The organism is Streptomyces sp. NPDC001056 (genome assembly GCF_053598955.1).
In genome coordinates, this window is sequence record NZ_JBSFLI010000006.1 from 93,769 (window position 1) to 114,009 (window position 20,241).

Genomic DNA, 20,241 nt, shown 5'->3' on the forward strand with positions numbered 1-20,241 from the left:
AGGTCAGGGGCTCGGGACGCCGGGAGCGGGGATCTCGTGGACCAGGGGCTCCGAGGCCCGGTCGGGCGCCGGGGCGCCGCGGTCCCGGTACCGCCCCGGCGTGACCCCGAACTCCCGGCTGAAGGCGTGCGAGAGGGCGTACGGGCTGCCGTACCCCGTCTCGCGCGCCACCGTCGCGAGCGGCGCGTCGGACTCCCGCAGCCGGGCCGCGGCCAGCGTCAGCCGCCACCAGGTGAGGTAGGCCATCGGCGGCCGGCCGACCAGGGCGGTGAAGCGGCGCGCGAGGGTGGCCCGCGAGACCCCGGCCTCGGCGGCCAGCCGCTCGGCCGTCCAGGGGGCCGCCGGATCGGAGTGCAGGGACCGCAGCGCGGCCGTCGTCACCGGGTCGTTCAGCACCGCCGGCCACGCCCCGGTGCGCGCCCGGCCCATCCAGGCGCGGACCATGTAGACGAGGAGCAGGTCCAGCAGGCTCGGCAGCGCGAGACAGCCACCCGGCCGCTGCTCCTCCAGCTCCCGGGCCAACAGGTCGACGGCGGATCGCAGTTCGGGATGCTCGCCGACCCGGTGCGGCAGATGCACCACCTGCGGCAGCTCCGCCATCAGCGGATGCGTACGGCTGCGGTCGAGCCGGTACTTGCCGCACAGCAGCTCGACCTCGCCGCCGTCCCGCACGCTCGTCAGCGCATGTGCCGCCCCGTGCGGCAGCAGCGTCACGTCCCCCGGGCCCAGGGTCACCGGATCGCCGCCGTCGCCGTCCCGCAACAGCCGGCAGCTGCCGCCGAGGACGACATGGAAGCCCGCCCCCTCGTACGGCGGCAGCCGCACCCGCCACTCGCCGCTCACCCGGAGCCGGTCCGAGGAGGGGCTGCCCACCCGCACCGCGGAGATCGCGTCGCTCACCACATCCATGCCCTCCATGAGACGACGGCGTATCCGGATGAGCAAGAAGAGCATTGGAATGCTCACACCGAGTTCCTAGATTCGGGGACATGGAGGACGAACAGGACGTACGGACATTCGTGGTCGGCGATGTCGAGGTGCTGCGGATCGTGGAACGGCAGGGGCCCCTCGTGCCGGCGCGGCGGTTGGTCCCGGACTGCGGGGCAGAGGTGTGGCGGGAGCACGCGGGCGAGCTGGCGCCCCGGTACTGGGAACCGGACCGGGACATGGCGGTGCTGGCGGTCCAGACCTGGGTGGTGCGCAGCGGCGGCCGGACGGTGCTGGTCGACACCGGGGTCGGACGGGACCGGGAGCGGCCCGGCAGCCCGCTGTTCCACCGGCAGCCGGGCGATCTCCCGGGACGGCTGCGCCGGGCCGGGGTGGACCCGGCGGAGGTCGACGTCGTCGTGAACACCCACATCCACGGCGACCACGTCGGCTGGAACACCCACGACGAGAACGGGGAATGGACGCCCACCTTCCCGCGCGCCACCTATCTGCTCCCGGCTCCCGACGACCGCTACTTCGGCCCCGAGGGCGGCTACGCGGGCGGCGCCCGGGTGGATGACCGGCTGCTGTACGAGGACAGCATCGCCCCCGTGCACCGGGCCGGGCAGGCCGTCGTATGGGAGGACGGGTACCGCGTCGACGAGCATCTCCGCCTGGAGCCCGCCCCCGGGCACACCCCGGGATCGTCCGTGCTGCGGATCTCCTCCCGGGGTGAACACGCGGTGTTCGTCGGCGACGTGCTGCACAGCCCGGTGCAGATCCTGCGGCCCGGGTGCAACAGCTGCTTCTGCCTCGATCCGCGGCAGGCGGCCTCGACCCGGCGGCGGGTGCTGCAACGGGCGGCGGACGAAGGAGCCTTGGTGATTCCCGCGCACTTCCCGGGTACCGGTGTCGTCGAAGTGGGCGCGGAGAACGGCGGGTTCACGCTGCGGCGGTGGGCCGTCTGACGGTCCCGCTTCGACAACGGCGTGGTGCGCGCGGTACTGATGGGGACATGGCTGAAGACGGCGAACACCCGCTCGGCGCACGTGTGATCGGCGGCCGCTACCGGCTGGCCGACCGCCTCGGCACCGGACCCGCCGGAACCGTCTGGCGTGCCTGGGACGAGGGCGACGGGGGGCACGGCCGCGTCGCCGTCAAGGAGCCTTCGCTGCCCGGCGATCCGGCCGAGGACGAGGAGAGCCGACGGCTGGCCCACCGGCTCCACCACGAGGCCCGCGCGGCCACCCGGGTGCGGCATCCGTCCGCCGTCACCGTGTACGACGTCGTCACCGAGGCCGGTGTGCCCTGGATCGTGATGGAACTGGTGGAGGGCGAGTCCCTGGGCGAGGCGCTGCGCCGCGGGCCCCTGCCGCCCGCCGAGGCCGCTCGCGTCGGGCTCGCCGTGCTCGGCGCCCTGCGCGCCGCGCACACCGTGGGCATCGTGCACCGCGATCTCAAACCGGCCAACGTGCTGCTGGAGTCCGGCACCGGGCGGGTCGTCCTCACCGACTTCGGCATCGGGGACGGGGCCGGCGGGGGTGCGCTCGGCGGCGGGTCCGGTGGGGGCAGGCATGGTGGGGACGGGTCGGGTGGCGACCGGTCCGATGCGGACCGGCTCGGCGGGGAGCGGTCTGATGCAGGTGCCTCCTTCGTCGCTCCCGAGCGCGCGGCCGGTCCCGGTGCGGGGCCCGCCTCCGACCTGTGGTCGCTGGGCGCCCTGCTGCGCGCCGCTCTCGGCGACACCGACCCCGGCGCGCTCGGCCCCCTCCTGGACCGGCTGCACGCGGAGCGGCCCGAGGCCCGGCCGGGTGCGGAGCAGGTGGCGGCGGAGCTGCGGGCGTACCTGGGGGTGGCGGACGTACCGGAACCGGCCGGCGTACGGGGCGGGCGGGACCTCGGCGTCGTACCGCAGCCGCAGCCGCAGCCGCAGCCGCAACCGGACCCCGGGCGGCGGTCGGACCCCCGGCCCGCACCCCGTCGCCGCACCCCCTTCACCACTCTCACGCTCTTCCGCGCGAAAAAACCCGCGGGCGACTGATCGGGCGGGTGTTCGAACCGGCAACCCCCTGATCAGGCCATTTGTTGCCAGTGATCACTGGCAGAGTGTGAGTACTCCGTGAATCCCCGTTACCGACGGGTACACAAAGTGTTCGCCGCGGCATACCCTGCGCCTCATGACGGACACGCAGGCCCCGGACATCGCCGGTACCAACCCCCTCGCGCCCTCCCCCGAGGGGGCCCGCACCGCCGCCGACGTGGTCACCCCGGAGCTGGTGGCCCGGCTGACCAAGGGCGTCGCCGGCTCCGGCCGGACCGCCAACCACATGCCGTTCACCGGCGAGAAGCTGGCCGACCTGCCCGAGTCCGCCCCCGAGGACGTGCTCACGGCCTTCGAGGCGGCCCGCGCCGCGCAGGCCGTGTGGGAGCGGACCCCGGTGCGGCAGCGGGCCGCCGTCCTGCTCCGCTTCCACGACCTGCTCCTGGAGCGCCAGGCCGAGGTCCTCGACCTCGTCCAGCTGGAGACCGGCAAGGCCCGGCTGCACGCGCACGAGGAGGTGCTGGCCGTCGCCGTCGCGGCCCGCCACTACGGCCGCAAGGCCCCCGCCTATCTGCGCCCCAAGCGGCACACGGGCGCCGTGCCGACCCTGACGAAGGTCACCGAACTGCGCCACGCGCGCGGGGTGGTGGGCCAGATCGCGCCCTGGAACTACCCGCTGGAGCTGTCCGTCGGCGACGCGCTGCCCGCCTTCGTCGCGGGCAACGCCGTCGTGATGAAGCCCGACACCGAGACCTGCCTCACCGCCCTGTGGGCCCGCGATCTGCTGATCGAGGCCGGGCTGCCCGCGGGCGTCTTCCAGGTCGTCATCGGTGAAGGCCCGGTCGTCGGACCCGAGTTGGTCAAGCACGCCGACTACGTCTCGTTCACCGGGTCCACCCGCACCGGCCGCGAGGTGGCCCAGGGCGCCGCCGCCCGGCTGATCGGCGTCTCCCTCGAACTCGGCGGCAAGAACGCCATGCTGGTCCTGGACGACGCCGACATCGAGAAGGCCGCCGCCGGCGCCGTACGCGCCTGCTTCTCCTCCGCCGGCCAACTCTGCATCTCCATCGAGCGGTTGTACGTCCACGAGTCGATCGCCGACGCCTTCCTGGAGCGCTTCGCCGCCCGCACCAAGGCCATGCGGCTCGGCAACTCCCTCGCCTACGGAGCCGAGATGGGCTCCCTGGTCGGCGAGCGCCAGCTGAAGACCGTCGAACGGCACGTGCGCGAGGCCGTCGACAAGGGCGCCAAGGTGCTCGCGGGCGGTGTGGCCCGGCCCGACATCGGCCCCTACTTCTTCGAGCCCACCATCCTCGACGGCGTCGAGGGCTCCATGGCGGTCTGCGAGGAGGAGACCTTCGGTCCGGTCGTCTCGGTCTACCGCTTCTCGGACGTGGACGAGGCCGTCGAGCGCGCCAACGCCACGCCGTACGGCCTCAACGCCTCCGTCTGGACCAGGGACGCCCGCCGCGGCCGCGCCGTCGCCGCCCGGCTGCGCACCGGCACGGTCAACGTCAACGAGGGCTACGCCCCCGCCTACGGCAGCGTCCAGTCCCCGATGGGCGGCATGAAGGACTCCGGCCTCGGCCGCCGCCACGGCTCCGAGGGCATCCTCAAGTACACCGAGGCCCAGACGGTCGCCCAGCAGCGGCTGCTGCCGATGGCGCCCTCCCTGGGCATGACGGACGAGGGCTACGCCCGCTTCATGACCACGAGTCTCCGGCTGCTGAAGGCATTCCGGTTCCGTTAGAAACCCCGTTCTCGACGAGGAGAGCACGTGTCGCAGGAGAAGTCTGTCCAGACCCGGGACGAGAACGGGCACGACGGGGAAGGCGCGCATGACGGGTACGACTACGACGTCATCGTGGTCGGCTCCGGCTTCGGCGGGTCCGTGTCGGCCCTGCGCCTGACCGAGAAGGGCTACCGGGTGGGCGTGCTCGAAGCCGGGCGCCGCTTCACCCGGGAGTCCCTGCCGAAGAACTCCTGGGACCTGAAGAACTACCTCTGGGCCCCGAAGCTCGGCATGTACGGCATCCAGCGCATCCATCTGCTGGGCAACGTGATGGTGCTGGCCGGCGCGGGCGTCGGCGGCGGCTCGCTCAACTACGCCAACACCCTCTACGTGCCGCCGAAGGCGTTCTTCGACGACCCTCAGTGGAAGGACATCACCGACTGGCAGGAGGAGTTGAAGCCGTACTACGACCAGGCCAAGCGGATGCTCGGCGTGCGGCTCAACCCGACGACGACCCCTTCGGACGTCCACCTGAAGGCGGCGGCCGAGCGGATGGGCGTCGGCGACTCCTTCCACTTCGCGCCGGTGGGCGTCTTCTTCGGCGACGGCAAGGACGCGGACGGCACGGCGAAGGCGTCACCGGGGCAGCGGGTCCCCGACCCGTACTTCGGCGGGGCGGGCCCGGAGCGCAACGCCTGCACCGAGTGCGGCGAGTGCATGACGGGCTGCCGCCACGGCGCCAAGAACACGCTGAACGAGAACTACCTCCACCTCGCCGAGAAGGCGGGCGCGGTGGTCCACCCGATGACCACGGTGGTGTCCGTCACCGACGACTCGCGCGGCGGGTACGCGGTGGCCACCCTGCCGACGGACCGCAGGAAGAAGGGCGCGGGCCGGCTCTTCACCGCGCGCCGGGTCGTGATCGCCGCCGGTACCTACGGCACCCAGACCCTGCTGCACCGGATGAAGGCGAACGGCCAACTGCCCTATGTCTCGGCCCGGTTGGGTGATCTGACCCGTACCAACTCCGAAGCGCTGGTCGGCGCGCAGACCGACGACCGCCGGTACCGCAAGGCGCACGGCGCCCCGCGGGCCGACTTCACCAAGGGCGTCGCGATCACCTCCTCGATCCACCCGGACGAGAACACCCACATCGAGCCGGTCCGCTACGGCAAGGGCTCCAACGCGATGGGCGGGCTGTCCATCCTCCAGGTGCCGTACACCGACGGTTCCTCGCGGGCGCTGGCCTGGCTGGCGAACGCGGCCCGGCACCCCGCGCTCGTCCTGCGCTCCCTGTCCAACCGGCGCTGGTCGGAGCGGAGCATCATCGGCCTGGTCATGCAGTCCCTGGACAACTCGCTGACGACGTACCTGAAGCCGGGCGGCATCGGAAAGGGCCTGCTCACCGCGCGGCAGGGGCACGGCGCGCCCAATCCCAAGCAGATCAGGGCCGCCACCGAGGCCGCCTCCGCGCTCGCCGCCGAGATCAACGGTTTCCCCGGCAGCAACGTAGGCGAGCTGATGGGCACCCCGCTCACCGCGCACTTCCTCGGCGGCTGCCCGATCGGCGACTCGGCCGACACCGGGGTGATCGACCCGTACCACCGGCTGTACGGCCACCCCGGCATCTCGGTCGTGGACGGCGCCGCGGTCTCCGCGAACCTGGGCGTCAACCCCTCGCTGACGATCACCGCGCAGGCCGAGCGGGCCATGTCCTTCTGGCCGAACAAGGGCGAGGAGGACCCGCGGCCGGCGCAGGGAGCGGCGTACGAGCGGCTGAAGCCGGTGGAGCCGCTGTCCCCCGCGGTCCCGGCGGAGGCGTTCGGCGCGCTGCGGCTGCCGTTCCTGGGGATGCCGACGGTGCGGCCGAAGGAGTAGCGGACGAGGGGCGGGCTTCACCGGCGCTCGTGGGCTCCTCTGGTGCCCGCGGGTCCCCTCCGGTGTGACCCGGATCACGGAGAATTCTCCGGCGCGGGCACAACCCTCCTCCGTCGCCGCAGATCAAACCTGCTGCCGGATCAAGAGGACGGTGGGAGGGACCTGCCTTCGGAGGGGGATGCAGGTCCCTTTCTTCTTGTCTGCGGTGCACAGGACGGTGCACGTGCGGATTCCGCCGGTCGGCTCCGGGCGTCCCCGGAGCCGACCGTTCTCTTGGTGACCGGGCTGCTGTCCCCTGCCGTCCGGTCACTTCCCTGGAGCGAGGTCCCACGGCGTACGGCACGACCCGTACGCCTCATCGCCCCAGTGAGCCACGCGTGGTTCTGTCGGGCCCGCCCCTGGCTGGAACGGACACCCCCCTAACGAAGCCGTGCGCGAGGCGGTCACGCGCCGTACGGGTGAGACGGCGGCCGAACTTACGTCGGATAATCAGCCGGGCTGCCTGGCCGCCGCACCGCTGGGCACCCACGGGGGCGTGGGCGGGATGGAACGCTCGGGCGCGGGTGGGGTCAGATGCGCCCCCGGCACAGCTCCAGCAGGGTCATGGCGAGCGCGGTGCCGGGCTTGCCCAGCGCTTCGCGGTAGTGGCCGAGGATCTCCATCTCGCGGGAGAGGCTGACCCGCCGGCCGCCGGAGGAGATACGGGTCTGCTGGACCACGGCGGAGACGGCCGTCCGCTCCTGGATGAGGCCGATGATCCGGTCGTCGATCGCGTCGATGCGCTCCCGGGCCGCGGCGATGGTCGCCTCGGGCGTCGCGGCCGTCTCTTCGGGGGAGGTGGTGGTCATGTCGGGGGCTCCTGATCGTGAGGTGGATGCCCCGGAACGGCGTGACCCGGAAAACGACAGGCGCCCCGGGCCTTGTCGGCCCGGGGCGCCTGGTGAAGTCGCTCAAGCGTTTCGCTGAGCAGCACGACCATGGCAGCCGGCGGGCCGGATGCCATAGGTAAAGACGAAGGTCGCGTGCTGAAGCATGCGGCCAGTATGCCACGCCCGGTACGGCGGGCGGGCCGTCCCTCTGCTGGTGGCCCCCGTCAAGGCCGTCCCGGCTCGGCGGAGGGCTGTGCGCCCGCACCGTTAGACTCGTAGTACAGACCCCCGCCCGGACCACCAGAAGGCACCCCGTGTCATCAGCGACTCCCACTGCCCCCGACACCGTCCTGGTCGTCGACTTCGGTGCGCAGTACGCCCAGCTCATCGCCCGACGCGTCCGCGAGGCGCGGGTCTACAGCGAGATCGTGCCGAGCACCATGCCGGTCAAGGAGATGCTCGCCAAGAGGCCCGCGGCGATCATTCTCTCCGGCGGTCCCTCGTCGGTCTACGAGGAGGGTGCGCCCAGCCTCGACCGCGAGATCTTCGAGGCCGGCGTCCCCGTCTTCGGCATGTGCTACGGCTTCCAGCTGATGGCGCGTGCCCTCGGCGGCACCGTCGACAACACCGGCGCCCGTGAGTACGGCCGTACCGACCTGCACGTCTCCCGGACGTCCTCCACCCTCTTCGAGGGCACCCCGGCCGAGCAGCAGGTCTGGATGTCGCACGGCGACGCCTGCTCCGCCGCCCCCGAGGGCTTCACGGTCACCGCGTCCACCGACCTGGTCCCGGTCGCCGCGTTCGAGAACGACGAGAAGAAGCTCTACGGCGTCCAGCACCACCCCGAGGTCATGCACTCCACGCACGGCCAGCAGGTGCTGGAGCACTTCCTGTACCGCGGCGCGGGCCTGGAGCCGACCTGGACCACGGGCAATGTGATCGAGGAGCAGGTCGAGGCCATCCGCGAGCTGGTCGGCGACAAGCGCGCGATCTGCGGTCTGTCCGGCGGCGTGGACTCCGCCGTGGCCGCCGCCCTGGTGCAGAAGGCCATCGGCTCCCAGCTGACCTGCGTCTACGTCGACCACGGCCTGATGCGCAAGGGCGAGACCGAGCAGGTCGAGAAGGACTTCGTCGCGGCCACCGGCGTCCAGCTGAAGGTCGTCGACGCCGAGGAGCGCTTCCTGAACGCGCTCGCCGGGGTCAGCGACCCCGAGGAGAAGCGCAAGATCATCGGCCGCGAGTTCATCCGCGTCTTCGAGCAGGCGCAGGCCGAGATCATCGCCGACGAGGGCCCGGCCGTGGAGTTCCTGGTCCAGGGCACCCTGTACCCGGACGTGGTCGAGTCCGGCGGCGGCACCGGCACCGCCAACATCAAGTCGCACCACAACGTCGGCGGCCTGCCCGAGGACCTTGAGTTCAAGCTGATCGAGCCGCTGCGCAAGCTGTTCAAGGACGAGGTCCGGATGGTCGGCCAGGAGCTGGGCCTGCCGGAGGAGATCGTCCAGCGCCAGCCGTTCCCGGGTCCGGGCCTCGGCATCCGCATCGTCGGCGAGGTGACCAAGGAGCGCCTGGACCTCCTGCGCGACGCCGACGCCATCGCCCGCGAGGAGCTGACCGCGGCCGGCCTCGACCGTGACATCTGGCAGTGCCCGGTGGTCCTGCTCGCCGACGTCCGCAGCGTGGGCGTCCAGGGCGACGGCCGCACCTACGGTCACCCGATCGTGCTGCGTCCCGTCTCCTCCGAGGACGCCATGACCGCCGACTGGTCCCGGCTGCCCTACGACGTGCTCGCCCGCATCTCGACCCGCATCACCAACGAGGTCCGGGACGTCAACCGCGTCGTCCTCGACGTCACCTCGAAGCCGCCGGGCACCATCGAGTGGGAGTGAGCCTCCCCGAGGCTCAGGTCCGCCTGAGAGTCCGCACCGGCTCTCCCGGCTTCCAGACCCGGACGACCAGATAACGATCGTCCTCGACGAAGGTCTTCACGACCTCGGTCAACTCGGTGCGGAAGAGGTGGAACGGCTCCGGCGGTTCCACCTCTTTCACGTACCCGGCCTTCGTCTCCCCGTCCCCCACCTCGTACGCCCGCCCGCTGATCCGCACGTCCCCGCCGGCCATCCCGGTCCCCTCGCCCGGATTGGCCTGGAGGGCGAAGCGAGGATCGCGCAGCAGATCGCGGGCCTTCAGCGAGCCCGGCATCATGCCGAGCCACAGCCCGCCGGCCCGGAAGTCCACCTCCAGCCCCGAGGTGCGCGGGGAGCCGTCCCGGCGGAGGGTGACGAGGACGTGGTGCCGGAAGGCGCCGAAGCGCTCCTCGACGGCCGCGGCGAGGCCCGGTTCGGACGCGATGAAGTCTGCCCAGTTCATACCGGCCGAGTGTGCTCCCCGATCCCGACACCTTCTGTCGCCTTTCTCATCTGCGCGCCATCTTTACGGAACAGCCCTGCCTTTCTGCGCTGACCGGCGGTAACTTCCGGCCGTACCGCCCTACCAGCGCTGGAGGACCTATGGCCGGGCCCACCCCGCCGCCGCCACTGCCCACCGACCAGCTGCAGTTCGCCATGCCGCCGATGCACGACTCGGTCGAGGACGAGCGCCGGCACCGCAAGGAACGGCTCGCCGGAGCCCTGCGGATCTTCGGACGGAACGGGTTCGAGGACGGCGTCTCCGGCCACATCACCGCCCGCGACCCGGAGTTCGGCGACTGCTTCTGGGTCAACCCCTTCGGCATGCCCTTCAAGCACGTCACCGTCAGCGACCTCGTCCTCGTCAACCAGGACGGACAGGTCGTCGAGGGCCGCTACCACGTCAACCAGGCCGCCTTCACGGTGCACGCCCAGGTCCACGCCGCCCGCCCGGACGTCGTCGCCGTCGCCCACTGCCACTCCGTGCACGGCCGCGCCCTCGCCGCCCTCGGCGAACTGATCGACCCCCTCACCCAGGAGAGCTGCGCCTTCTACGAGGACGCCGCCCTGTACGACGACTACACCGGAGTCACCGTGGACGCCGAGGAGGCCCGCGGCATCGCCTCCGCGCTCGGCTCCCGCAAGGCGCTCGTGCTCCGCAACCACGGGCTGCTCACCGTCGGCGACTCCGTGGACGCCGCCGCCTGGTGGTTCCTGTCCATGGACCGCTCCTGCCAGGTGCAGCTGCTGGCCCGCGCGGCAGGCCGCCCCGTCCTCATCGACCACAAACTCGCCGTCGCCACCCGCGAACAACTCGGCGGCGACCTCGTCGCCTGGATCAACTACCAGCCCCTGTGGCAGGAGGTGACCCGCAGCGAACCCGACCTGCTGAGCTGAGCCCCGGGCGGGGCGGCCGAGGGGGTGACGCCCGGGGAGCGGACGGACGTGTCAACAAACCGCTCGACGGTTCACCCGTCAGGATCATGTCGGCGGCCCCGGGACGGTCCTGGTAGGGCACAATTCGCTCTTGAGGCAGGGGAGTTGCACGGCGGCGGGACGGCTCACCGAGGGGGCCGGCGGCCGTGCCGCGAGGTCGCGGGGAAGGCGGGCGTCGGACGTGGCGGTGCAGGAGGCGAGAGAGGGCGCGGATGCCGAGGGCGTCCACGAGGGCGGCTGCGGCTGCGGGGACTGTCCGCACGGCGCCCGGGAGGGGCACCGGCGGGCTGTCGCCGCGTTCCTGCGGCGCCGCGACGAGTTCGCCGCCGGACAGGGCCTGCCCGCCGCCGTGGCCTATTCGCCCTCGGCCTCCCGCCAGTGGGTCTCCGAGGAACTGACCCAGCGCGCCGAGGCCGTCGCAGAACGGGGCCGCGCCGAGGGCGAGATGTGGCTCACCCGGCTGTGGCTGCGCACCCTGTGCACGGTGTGGGGCGCGGTCGTCGCCCTGCTGCTCGGCGAGGCGCTGACCGCGATCGGCACCGGCTGGACCGCGGCCCGTAGCGCCGCCCTGCTCGCCGCCCTCGTCGTGGCCGGTGCGCTGACCGCCGCCTGCTGGTTCCACCGGGCGCGCGGCGGCGCTCTCGCCCCGGTGATCGGCGAGGACCATCGCATGTCCACCTCCCGTTCCGTCGCCGTCTGCTGGGTCCTGTTCATCGGCTACGCCGTCCTGCTGCTCGCCGCCCGGCTGGCCGCCGCCTCCGACCACGCCGAGCGCGACGCGCTCATCTCGGGCCTCGACCTCGCCCGCGGCGCCGGCGTGGCGACCGTCCTCGCCGTGGTGTGCGGCATCGCGGTCCTGGTCCGCCGGGTGGTCGGCCTGCGCATCCTCGCCCAGCGGCTGCAGAAGGTGCCGGCCCACCGCCCGCGCGCCGCCGACCTGCTCACCGACGACTCCGGCCGGGGCGCCTTCACCGACATCCAGTACGTCGCCATCAGCGCCGTCGCCCTGGTCTTCGCCGCCGTCCGACTGGCCCGCCGCCCCGACCAGCTGCCCGACCTGCCCTGGGGGCTCGCCGTCGTCGTGCTGATCTCGGCCGCCACCTATCTGGCGGGCAAGTACGCGGAGGGCGGCCGGGCGGCCATCCTCTCCGTGGTCCGCGCCCGCGAACCCGGTGACCTGGACGGGCCGATCCGCACCGGCGACGACATCGAGATCCGCGGCACCGGCTTCGTCCCGCCCGGCGCGGGGACCGCCGAACGCCTCTCCCGCATGGTCGTCCGCATCGGCGCCGTCGATGTCCACGTCCCGCTGGTCCCGGTCACCGGCGGCTTCCGCAATCCCACGGACACCGTCCTGACCGTCCCCGTCCCGGCCGACGTCGAACCCGGTTCGGTGGAGGTCCAGGTGGTGACCGCGGCCGGCGTGCCGACCAACCGCTACACGGTCCAGATCACCGAGTGAGCGTCCCCCGCTCGCGATCCTCCTCTCATACGAACGCCTTAAATCCAGAAAAATCACCGGGAGGTGATTGAGCGTCTCCTCTTTGTCATACATATGGTCGTGAGGGCGGGAGGGGACGGCAGGGACGGCGGGCGAGAGGCGGCAGGCAGGATGACCGGTATTCGGATGGAGACGCGCACCACCCGGCTGAACGGCCGGAGCGGCTGGCGGGACACCGCCGCCCACTACGCCCTGCTGCCCCTGCGCGTCTTCCTCGGCGTCACCTTCCTCTACGCCGCCCTCGACAAGCTCACCGACAGCGGCTTCATGAAGGCCACCGGCGCCGGTTCGATCGGCGAAACCATGCGCGCGGCCCGTGGCACCGCCGCCCTCCCCGCCCTGATCGACCTCGCCCTGAAGAGCCCGGTCGGCTTCGGCTACGCCATCGCCCTCGGTGAACTGGCCGTCGGCATCGCCACCCTTCTCGGCCTTCTCGGCCGCCTGGCCGCCCTGGGCGGCGCGCTGATCTCCCTCAGCCTGTGGCTGACCATGAGCTGGGCGACGACCCCCTACTACTACGGCAACGACCTCGCCTACCTGATGGCCTGGCTCCCCCTGATTCTCGCCGGGGCCCCCTACCTCTCCCTGGACGCCGCCTGGCGCGCCCGCGGCCGGCAGCGGTCCCTCGGCTACATCTAGCCGGTCCTTGGGACCCTGCCTCCAGGGCGTCTTCGGTACATCTCCGAAGCGCGTCCGGAGCCGGCCACCGGGACTCTGACGGCCCGTCGGGACCCTGGAGGCTCGTGGGACACCCGACGGCTCGCGGCGTTCAGCGGTCCGCCGTGGATCAGCGGTTCGCCGTGGATCAGCGGTCCGCCGTGGTTCGGCGGTTCGCCAGGGTTCAACGGTTCGCCGGGGCGCGGCTGCTCATCGGCGCTCCGTCGGTCGTCCGCGATCCCGGCGCCGTCGGCCACCAGCGGCGCCGGAGGCTGTCGGTCGCCTAGTCCCTCTCGGTCCCGCCCCGCCCGCGTATCGCCCGGTCGAGGGCCGCCGTGGCCCCGGCCAGGCACATGCCGCCCACCACCAGCGGGACGACCGCGAACCACGGCGTCTCCCACAGGCCGCTCGCGTCCCCGGCGAACACCACACCGGTGGCGGCGAGGAACAGCCCGGCGACCAGCTTCCCGGGCCGGAACTCATGACGCAGCACGATCCACCTCCACCTCGCCCGCCCCGACCTCAAGCGTGAGGTCCAGGGTGCCGCCCTCCTTGCCGCCTTCGGCCGGCGCCAGCGTCACATCCCTGTGCTGCCCCGGCAGCACGTCCACGTCCTTTCCGTTCTCTCCCGGCAACCTGATGTCACCCACCCCCACGTCGATGCTCATCCGCACGATCACGTCGGCCGGCACGATCACCTTCAACTGGCCCGCGCCGATGTGCGCGGCCGTGGCGACGGTCCGCCCCCTGGCCGGGTGTACCCGGGTCAGGTCGAGGGTGCCCCGGCCCGTCCCCCACTCGTACGCCGGCCGGACCTGCGCCGCCGTGCCCGGTATCCAGGACGTCTCCCGCCAGTGTGTGGTGATGTCCCGGGGCATCGCCGCCGTTCCGCCGAGCAGCGCCGCCGTGACGATCGCCAGGAATACCGTGCCGGTACCGGTGCGGCCCAGGAAGGAGCTGACCGCGATGCCCAGGCCGAAGACGGCCAGCGCGCAGGCGAGTCCGGTCTGCAGGCTGGCGCCCAGCGCGTGGTCGTGCCACGTCAGCCCGGTGCCCAGGCCGCCCGCCAGCAGCGCCAGCAGGAACACCGGGCCGCCTATCCAGCGCGGTCCGCGCGGCCTCGGGGGCGCGGGGCGCGGCTGCCGCCGGGCGGCACCGGGGTGGGTCCAGGGGGTGGCGAGGCGGACGTCGACGACCGAGAGCAGGTCCTTCTCCCGGATGCGCGCGTCACCGGGGCCCCACAGATAGCCGGTGCCGCCGACATGGGTGCCGTCCTTGACGATCGGGTCCCGCCACCAGGAGGGGTAGACGTCGACGACCGGAGGCGCCTGCGCCTCGGGCGGGGCGTCGGCGGCGGCCTGCGCGGCGAGCGGGTCGGGATCGGGGGCGCCACGGCGCCGCGACCAGTACCCGGCGCCGGCGAGCAGCAGCGAGAGCACCGCGGCGAAGGCCAGCGTCCCGCCGTTTCTCAGCATGGTCAGGAAGACCCCGCAGCCGACCAGGGCGAACAGCACGGCGGCCAGCGCCTGGCCGTCGACCCTGCCGGTCAGCAGCTTGCGCAGCTCGTTCTCCTCCTCGTCCTCGTACGGCACCAGCAGCCACACGAAGCCGTAGAAGATGAGGCCGATGCCACCGGTCGCGGACAGGACGGCCAGGGTGATGCGGAATATCACCGGGTCCATGTCGGCCTGCCGACCGAGCCCCGCGCACACGCCCGCGATCATCTTGTACCGGCGCTCGCGCCGGTACCGGTCGGGGACGGCCTCGGCGGGACCCGGCTGCTGCGCGGGCTCCTGAGGCTGTCCCTCTTCCTGTCCCTGTCCCTGCCGCCCCTGCCCCTGCGCGTCCGTGTGGGTACGGGGGCCCGCGCCCACACGCTCCGTCTTATTCGTCTTGTCCGTCTTCTCTGCCTTCTCTGCCTTCTCCGTGCTTTCCGTGCGAGGTGCGGAGCCGCTGTCGGCCGCGCCCGTTCCTCCCGTCGCGGCGGACGCGGCATCCGTCGGCCCGGTGCCCGGGGCCGGGCGCGGGCCGGGGCCGGGTCCCGGACCCGTCGCGGCGTGCTCGTGATCCGTCATGGGTCCATGGTGACGGCCGGGGCCGTGCGGCGGCAGTCGGGACAACCCTGGGCGAACCCTGAAATCGGCCCTGAGACGGGCCGGGGACGCGTTCGAGCGGCGCGCACCGGCCGGAACCGGGTGGTGAGCGAGATCCCCGATCCGGCATCGGGGAAGATCAGGGGCGTCTCGGGGACCGACCCTGATGCCCCGCCCCGGCCGGCCGTGTGACCATCGATGCCATGCCGGAAGCCGCAAGCCTGCCACTCGACGACCCGCGGCCGCCGCGCAAGCTCTACCGCAGCGGCGACGGACGCTGGCTCGGCGGAGTGGCGCGGGGCCTCGCCGGGCATCTCGGGCTGCCCGTCATCTGGGTCCGGCTCGCCTTCGTCGGCCTGTTCATGGCCAACGGACTGGGCGCGCTGCTGTACGCGGCGTTCTGGTTCTTCGTCCCGCTCGGCGTCGGCGGCGTCGGGGGACACAAGCCGTCCCCGGCCGCCGCCGAGACGGCGCCCGGTGGCCGCAGAAGATTCGTGGCCCGCAAGCCGGACCGCGGTCAGATGGTCGCGCTGCTCCTCATGGTCATCGTGTCCATGGTCTTCGTGGGCAGCGTCAACCTGACCGGCGCGGCCAAGGCCTATCTGGTACCGACCGTGCTCGTCGCGGCCGGTGTCGCCCTCGTCTGGCGCCAGGCGGACAACGCCCGCCGGGCCCGCTGGGTCGAGGTCGGCGGGCGCCGCCGCACCCTGAACCTGGTGCGCGCGGCCGCCGGCGTCCTGCTGGTCACCGCCGGCGTCTCGGCGATCTTCGTCCTCCAGGGTTCGGCCGCCCACCTCGGCGCCGTACTCCAGGCCGCGCTCGCCGTTCTCGTCGGGATCACCCTGCTCGCCGGTCCCTACCTGGTCCGGATGACCCAGGACCTGTCCGAGGAGCGGTTGATGCGCATCCGCGCCCAGGAGCGCGCCGAGGTCGCCGCGCATGTCCACGACTCCGTGCTGCACACCCTGACCCTGATCCAGCGCAACGCCGACAACGCGGGCGAGGTCCGCCGCCTCGCCCGCGCCCAGGAGCGCGACCTGCGCACCTGGCTGTACAAACCCGAGGGCACCGGCAAGGACGAGGCCGACGAACCGGACACGGTCGCCGAGGCGGTGCGGCGCAACGCGGCCGAGGTCGAGGACAAGCACGGGGTGCCGATCGAGGTGGTCGTCGTCGGAGACTGCCCGTTGGACGAGCGGACCGCCGCGCAGATGCAGGCCGCGCGCGAAGCGATGGTGAACGCCGCCAAGTACGGTGGCGAGGGCGGCGCCGTGCAGGTCTATGCCGAGGTCGAGGGCAGGACGGTGTTCGTGTCCGTGCGCGACCGCGGTCCGGGCTTCGATCCCGACTCGATACCCGCCGACCGCATGGGCGTCAGAGAATCGATCATCGGGCGCATGGAGCGCAACGGAGGCACGGCCCGGCTGCGGGCGGTTCCGGGCGGTGGCACGGAGGTCGAGCTGGAGATGGAGAGGGCGGAGAAGACGGCATGAGCGACGCGACCGAGGCGAACGGCACGACGGAGACGGCGGAGGCCACCGGGATCGGCGGGCCCGCGGACGGCGGCGTGAGCGGGCGGCACGTGCGGGTGGTGCTGGTGGACGACCACCGGATGTTCCGCACCGGCGTCCAGGCGGAGATCGGCCGGACCGCCGAGACCGGTGTCGAGGTGGTGGGCGAGGCCGCGGACGTCGACCAGGCGGTCACCGTCATCACCGCGACCCGGCCCGAGGTGGTTCTCCTCGACGTCCATCTGCCGGGCGGCGGTGGGGTCGAGGTGCTGCGCCGGTGCGCGGCGCTGATGGCGGACGCCGAGCAGCCGGTTCGCTTCCTCGCACTGTCCGTGTCGGACGCGGCGGAGGATGTGATCGGGGTGATCCGCGGCGGCGCCCGCGGCTATGTCACCAAGACCATCACCGGCACGGATCTGGTGGACTCGATCTTCCGGGTCCAGGAGGGGGACGCGGTCTTCTCCCCGCGGCTGGCCGGGTTCGTCCTGGACGCCTTCGCCTCCACCGACGCCCCTCCCGTGGACGAGGACCTGGACCGTCTCACCCAGCGCGAACGGGAGGTGCTGCGCCTGATCGCCCGTGGGTACGCCTACAAGGAGATCGCCAAGCAGCTGTTCATCTCGGTGAAGACGGTCGAGTCCCATGTCTCGGCGGTCCTGCGCAAGCTCCAGCTGTCCAACCGCCACGAGCTGACCCGCTGGGCGACCGCGCGCCGCCTGGTGTGACTCCTGAGGAACGGACCCTGGGGGACGGCCGGCTCAGGGACGGCGGCCCTTACGGGGCGTTCGGCTCGGGACCGGCGGTCCTTGCGGGACGGTCGGCCCGGGGACGCCCATCGGGCCCGCCCTCCGCAACCGCGCTCACACCACCCGCGTCGCCCCCGCGAACGGCATCTGATCGATCGGGGCCACGCGGACCGGGGCCGAGGGGTTCGGGGCGTGGATCATGCGGCCGTCGCCGATGTAGAGGCCGACGTGGCTGACGCCGGAGTAGAAGAACACCAGGTCGCCGGGGCGTAGTTCGGAGCGGGACACGCGGTGGCCCGCGTCGATCTGGGCGTAGGTGGTGCGGGGGAGGGAGACCCCGGCGGAGCGGTAGGCGGCCTGGACCAGGCCCGAGCAGTCGAAGGCGTGGGGGCCGGTCGCGCCCCACACATAGGGGCTGCCGAGTTTGGCGAAGGCATAGGCGACGGCCGCCGCGGCGCGGGAGTCGGGGGCCGCGACGGCGCCGGCCTCCAGTGCCGGCCGGGTGTCGTCGGCCGCCCGGCTCGCGCGCCCCGCAGCGGTGTCGTCGGTGCCGGTCATGCCGGTCACCTGGCCGCGCTGCGACGGGGTCGGCTCGGCCAGGAGCCGCCGAGCCTCCGCCAGTTTGCCGCTGACGGTCTTCTTCTGCCGTCGCAGCTCGGCCTGGTGGGACCGCAGCGACTTCAGTTCCACGCGGGCGGCGCCGCGCAACCGCTCGATGTCCTGGAGCTGTCGGCGCACCTGGGACACGGCTGCGGACTGCCGGTCACCGACGCGTTCGGCGAGCGCGGCGGCGTCCAGGTAGCGGTCCGGGGCGCTGGACAGGGCGAGTTGCCAGGCGGGAGCGATGTCACCGGAGCGGTACTGGGCGGCGGCGATGGAACCGAGCGCGTTCCGGGCGGAGTTGAGCTTCTGCGTCTTGCGGGCGGCCTCGTCGCGCAGCGAGTTCAGCCGGCGTTCGCCCGCGTCCGCCTTCTCCTTCGCGCCGTCGTACTTCTGCGTGGCGGTCTCCGCCTCCCGGTACAAGGTGTCCACCCTGGTCCTCACTTGGATCGGTGTCGGCCGGGGCTCGGCCTGTCCCGTGCCGTCGAAGCCCGTCGCGGTGGCCGCCCCCGCCAGGGCGACGATGGCGGCCGTCCGGGCCGTATGACTCCTGAACGGGTGCTGCCGTGGCCTGCGGTGCGCTGCCACCTGTACCGTCACGTCCTTTCGTGCGACCGATGTAACCGATACGACCGATGCGGACCCGGCGGTGGGGGGCCGGGTGCCTGAGGGAGGACGCTAGGCCGGACGGTGACGAGTCGGTAACGCACTGTGCGGAACTGTCTTCGGTGGGCCGATATGTGACCGCGTGCGACCGCGGCGAGAGGGTCGAGGCAACGTCTTCACGCAGCGTGTTGATCGAAGTGCGGAAAGTGAGGCGGAAGGGAGTGGTGGGCTGCTATGGGGCGTGTCGCGGGATGCGTGCGGGGCCGGGGGCGGTGACGGGCGGCTGCGGGGCGCTGGTTAGGCTCCGGCCCCATGGACGTACTCATCCATCTCTTCGTCGGCCTGCACATCATCGGCATCGCCGCGCTGCTCGGCGGTTTCCTCACCCAGATGAAGGCGATGGGCCAGGGCGCGGCCCGGTTCGTCCCCGGGATGCTGCACGGCGCGCTGACCATGCTGGTCACCGGCGTGGCCCTGGTCGGTCTCAACCAGGCCCAGGGTGCCCAGATCGACACCGTCAAGATCGGCATCAAGCTGGCGCTGCTGATCGTCATCCTCGGCCTGGTCTACGTCAAGCGTGACGAGGAGCGGGTCGACAAGGCACAGTTCGGGCTGGTCGGCGCGCTGACCGCGACGAACATCTTCATCGCGGTGCTCTGGACCTGACGGCCGTCGCGGCGCCGCGGACCTGACCGGCGGTGCCGTGCTACGGACCCGACGGTCAGTGTGGTGCGGCCGTTCCCGCGCGGGTCGCGCGCACCGCGTCGGCGACCATGGCGGCTGCCACCCAGAGCCACGCCGCCACCGCCATCCACACCAGGACCCGCCCCGGCCCCCTGAGCCATGGGACGTCCATGGCGGACGCGACGGACAGCGTGGCCGCGGCCGTCATCCCCATGGGGAAGACCGTCGCCCACCGGCGTTGGTCGTAACCGGGACGCGGTCGGACGGCCTCGGCCACCAGCAGGGCCAGATACACCGCCAGGCTCACGGCGAGCAGCACGGCCGTCGTGATGCGCAGGGTGGCGCGGTCGTCGTCGTTCCACAGGTACAGGCCGCCGTTTCCGGCGGCGAGCAGGCCCGCCCCGGCCAGCGTCGAGAGCGCGAGCGCTCCGCCGGCGACCCAATGGTCGCCGGCCCCTTCCAGCACCTGCCGCACGTCGAAGCGGGGCAGGGCGAAGGCGTAGATCACCAGCCCCAGCCAGAACAGCACCAGCGCGGCGCGCGCGAGCCAGGCCGTGCGTTCCGCCGCCGCGAGCGCCGCCGCCGGTACGGACAGCCCCTCGGTGGCCACGCAGGACAGGAACACCGAGCCGGGCATGCGCCGGTGCCAGTGCCGTACGACGACGGGCAGCAGCACCGCCCAGAGCAGCGCCGCGAGCGCCAGCAGCGCCGCGGCCGTGGCCTGACGGCCCGACGCGGACAGCCGGGAGCCGAGTACGGCGGTCGCGGCGACGGCCGTGAGCGCCGCGGGGCTGCGGGCCTCGGCCGCCCAGCGGTCCCGGTCGACGACCAGCCGCCGCACGAAACCGGCGCCCAGCGCGACCCAGAAGACCCCGGCCAGCACCAGCGCCACCCGGGACACCGTCTCGGCCCCGATCAGCAGCAGGGCCGTCGACACGATTCCGGTCGCCATCACGGCGGCCCCGGCGGCCGGCGACCGGGCCGCCCACCACGCGCGCAGACCGGACATGTGCCCGATGCTAGGCAGGGCCTCCGGCCGGACGGCCGGGGCA

General features: G+C 72.7%; 18 protein-coding genes. 11 read left to right on the forward strand and 7 right to left on the reverse strand.

Going from position 1 to position 20,241, the window contains the following annotated elements; all coding sequences use genetic code 11:
* Positions 1-3: 3 nt before the first annotated feature.
* On the reverse strand, positions 4-909 hold the full coding sequence (locus ACWDD7_RS09690) for an AraC family transcriptional regulator (RefSeq protein ID WP_450457055.1): 906 nt from the start codon (positions 907-909) through the stop codon (positions 4-6).
* Positions 910-989: 80 nt separating this feature from the next.
* Here ACWDD7_RS09690 and ACWDD7_RS09695 point away from each other — a divergent pair, with 80 nt between their 5' ends.
* The 4 genes from ACWDD7_RS09695 (at position 990) to ACWDD7_RS09710 (ending at position 6,578) form a co-directional block, all read left to right on the forward strand.
* Positions 990-1,895 carry an MBL fold metallo-hydrolase gene (locus tag ACWDD7_RS09695; protein ID WP_450456950.1) on the forward strand — a complete coding sequence of 302 codons (906 nt, stop codon included), beginning with the start codon at positions 990-992 and terminating at the stop codon, positions 1,893-1,895.
* Between the two features lie 47 nt (positions 1,896-1,942).
* On the forward strand, positions 1,943-2,968 hold the full coding sequence (locus tag ACWDD7_RS09700; RefSeq protein WP_450456951.1) for a serine/threonine-protein kinase: 1,026 nt from the start codon (positions 1,943-1,945) through the stop codon (positions 2,966-2,968).
* A gap of 136 nt (positions 2,969-3,104) precedes the next feature.
* Positions 3,105-4,718 (forward strand): succinic semialdehyde dehydrogenase, encoded by a 1,614-nt coding sequence (locus ACWDD7_RS09705; RefSeq protein WP_450456952.1) that lies wholly within the window; start codon positions 3,105-3,107, stop codon positions 4,716-4,718.
* A 27-nt stretch (positions 4,719-4,745) separates the two neighbouring features.
* Entirely contained in the window at positions 4,746-6,578 is a 1,833-nt protein-coding gene (locus ACWDD7_RS09710) for a GMC family oxidoreductase N-terminal domain-containing protein (protein ID WP_450456953.1), read from the forward strand.
* Between the two features lie 569 nt (positions 6,579-7,147).
* Here ACWDD7_RS09710 and ACWDD7_RS09715 read toward each other — a convergent pair.
* Entirely contained in the window at positions 7,148-7,426 is a 279-nt protein-coding gene (locus tag ACWDD7_RS09715; protein ID WP_351876410.1) for a chorismate mutase, read from the reverse strand.
* Positions 7,427-7,761: 335 nt separating this feature from the next.
* On the opposite strand from ACWDD7_RS09715, the gene guaA reads away from it, so the two are divergent.
* The gene (gene guaA / locus ACWDD7_RS09720) at positions 7,762-9,336 is read left to right on the forward strand and encodes a glutamine-hydrolyzing GMP synthase (protein WP_392218410.1); all 1,575 of its coding nucleotides are present in this window, start codon (positions 7,762-7,764) and stop codon (positions 9,334-9,336) included.
* A gap of 13 nt (positions 9,337-9,349) precedes the next feature.
* Here guaA and ACWDD7_RS09725 read toward each other — a convergent pair whose 3' ends face one another.
* On the reverse strand, positions 9,350-9,817 hold the full coding sequence (locus tag ACWDD7_RS09725) for a pyridoxamine 5'-phosphate oxidase family protein (protein WP_351876414.1): 468 nt from the start codon (positions 9,815-9,817) through the stop codon (positions 9,350-9,352).
* A gap of 140 nt (positions 9,818-9,957) precedes the next feature.
* Here ACWDD7_RS09725 and ACWDD7_RS09730 point away from each other — a divergent pair, with 140 nt between their 5' ends.
* From ACWDD7_RS09730 to ACWDD7_RS09740, 3 genes are all read left to right on the forward strand, one after another.
* A complete protein-coding gene (locus ACWDD7_RS09730) occupies positions 9,958-10,752 on the forward strand; it encodes a class II aldolase/adducin family protein (protein ID WP_351876416.1) in 795 nt (264 codons plus the stop codon).
* A gap of 220 nt (positions 10,753-10,972) precedes the next feature.
* The gene (locus ACWDD7_RS09735; RefSeq protein WP_450456954.1) at positions 10,973-12,253 is read left to right on the forward strand and encodes a hypothetical protein; all 1,281 of its coding nucleotides are present in this window, start codon (positions 10,973-10,975) and stop codon (positions 12,251-12,253) included.
* Between the two features lie 165 nt (positions 12,254-12,418).
* Entirely contained in the window at positions 12,419-12,931 is a 513-nt protein-coding gene (locus tag ACWDD7_RS09740; RefSeq protein WP_450457056.1) for a DoxX family membrane protein, read from the forward strand.
* Positions 12,932-13,232: 301 nt separating this feature from the next.
* Here ACWDD7_RS09740 and ACWDD7_RS09745 read toward each other — a convergent pair whose 3' ends face one another.
* Together ACWDD7_RS09745 and ACWDD7_RS09750 are read right to left on the reverse strand one after the other, a co-directional pair.
* The gene (locus ACWDD7_RS09745; protein ID WP_351876422.1) at positions 13,233-13,442 is read right to left on the reverse strand and encodes a hypothetical protein; all 210 of its coding nucleotides are present in this window, start codon (positions 13,440-13,442) and stop codon (positions 13,233-13,235) included.
* The gene (locus tag ACWDD7_RS09750; RefSeq protein ID WP_450456955.1) at positions 13,429-15,024 is read right to left on the reverse strand and encodes a PspC domain-containing protein; all 1,596 of its coding nucleotides are present in this window, start codon (positions 15,022-15,024) and stop codon (positions 13,429-13,431) included. The genes ACWDD7_RS09745 and ACWDD7_RS09750 overlap by 14 nt, the downstream gene beginning before the upstream one ends.
* 221 nt (positions 15,025-15,245) lie before the next feature.
* Here ACWDD7_RS09750 and ACWDD7_RS09755 point away from each other — a divergent pair, with 221 nt between their 5' ends.
* Together ACWDD7_RS09755 and ACWDD7_RS09760 are read left to right on the forward strand one after the other, a co-directional pair.
* Positions 15,246-16,535 (forward strand): ATP-binding protein, encoded by a 1,290-nt coding sequence (locus ACWDD7_RS09755; protein WP_450456956.1) that lies wholly within the window; start codon positions 15,246-15,248, stop codon positions 16,533-16,535.
* Positions 16,532-17,278 (forward strand): LuxR C-terminal-related transcriptional regulator, encoded by a 747-nt coding sequence (locus tag ACWDD7_RS09760; protein ID WP_450456957.1) that lies wholly within the window; start codon positions 16,532-16,534, stop codon positions 17,276-17,278. The genes ACWDD7_RS09755 and ACWDD7_RS09760 overlap by 4 nt, the downstream gene beginning before the upstream one ends.
* Before the next feature lie 135 nt (positions 17,279-17,413).
* Here the strand turns inward: ACWDD7_RS09760 and ACWDD7_RS09765 are convergent, their stop codons facing one another.
* Positions 17,414-18,487 (reverse strand): NlpC/P60 family protein, encoded by a 1,074-nt coding sequence (locus ACWDD7_RS09765; protein WP_450457057.1) that lies wholly within the window; start codon positions 18,485-18,487, stop codon positions 17,414-17,416.
* 330 nt (positions 18,488-18,817) lie between these two features.
* Here ACWDD7_RS09765 and ACWDD7_RS09770 point away from each other — a divergent pair, with 330 nt between their 5' ends.
* Positions 18,818-19,171, forward strand: coding sequence for a hypothetical protein (locus ACWDD7_RS09770; RefSeq protein WP_450456958.1), 354 nt, complete (start codon positions 18,818-18,820; stop codon positions 19,169-19,171).
* Positions 19,172-19,226: 55 nt separating this feature from the next.
* Here ACWDD7_RS09770 and ACWDD7_RS09775 read toward each other — a convergent pair whose 3' ends face one another.
* Complete coding sequence (locus ACWDD7_RS09775; protein WP_450456959.1) at positions 19,227-20,198, reverse strand: tellurite resistance/C4-dicarboxylate transporter family protein; 972 nt, start codon at positions 20,196-20,198, stop codon at positions 19,227-19,229.
* Positions 20,199-20,241 lie beyond the last annotated feature (43 nt).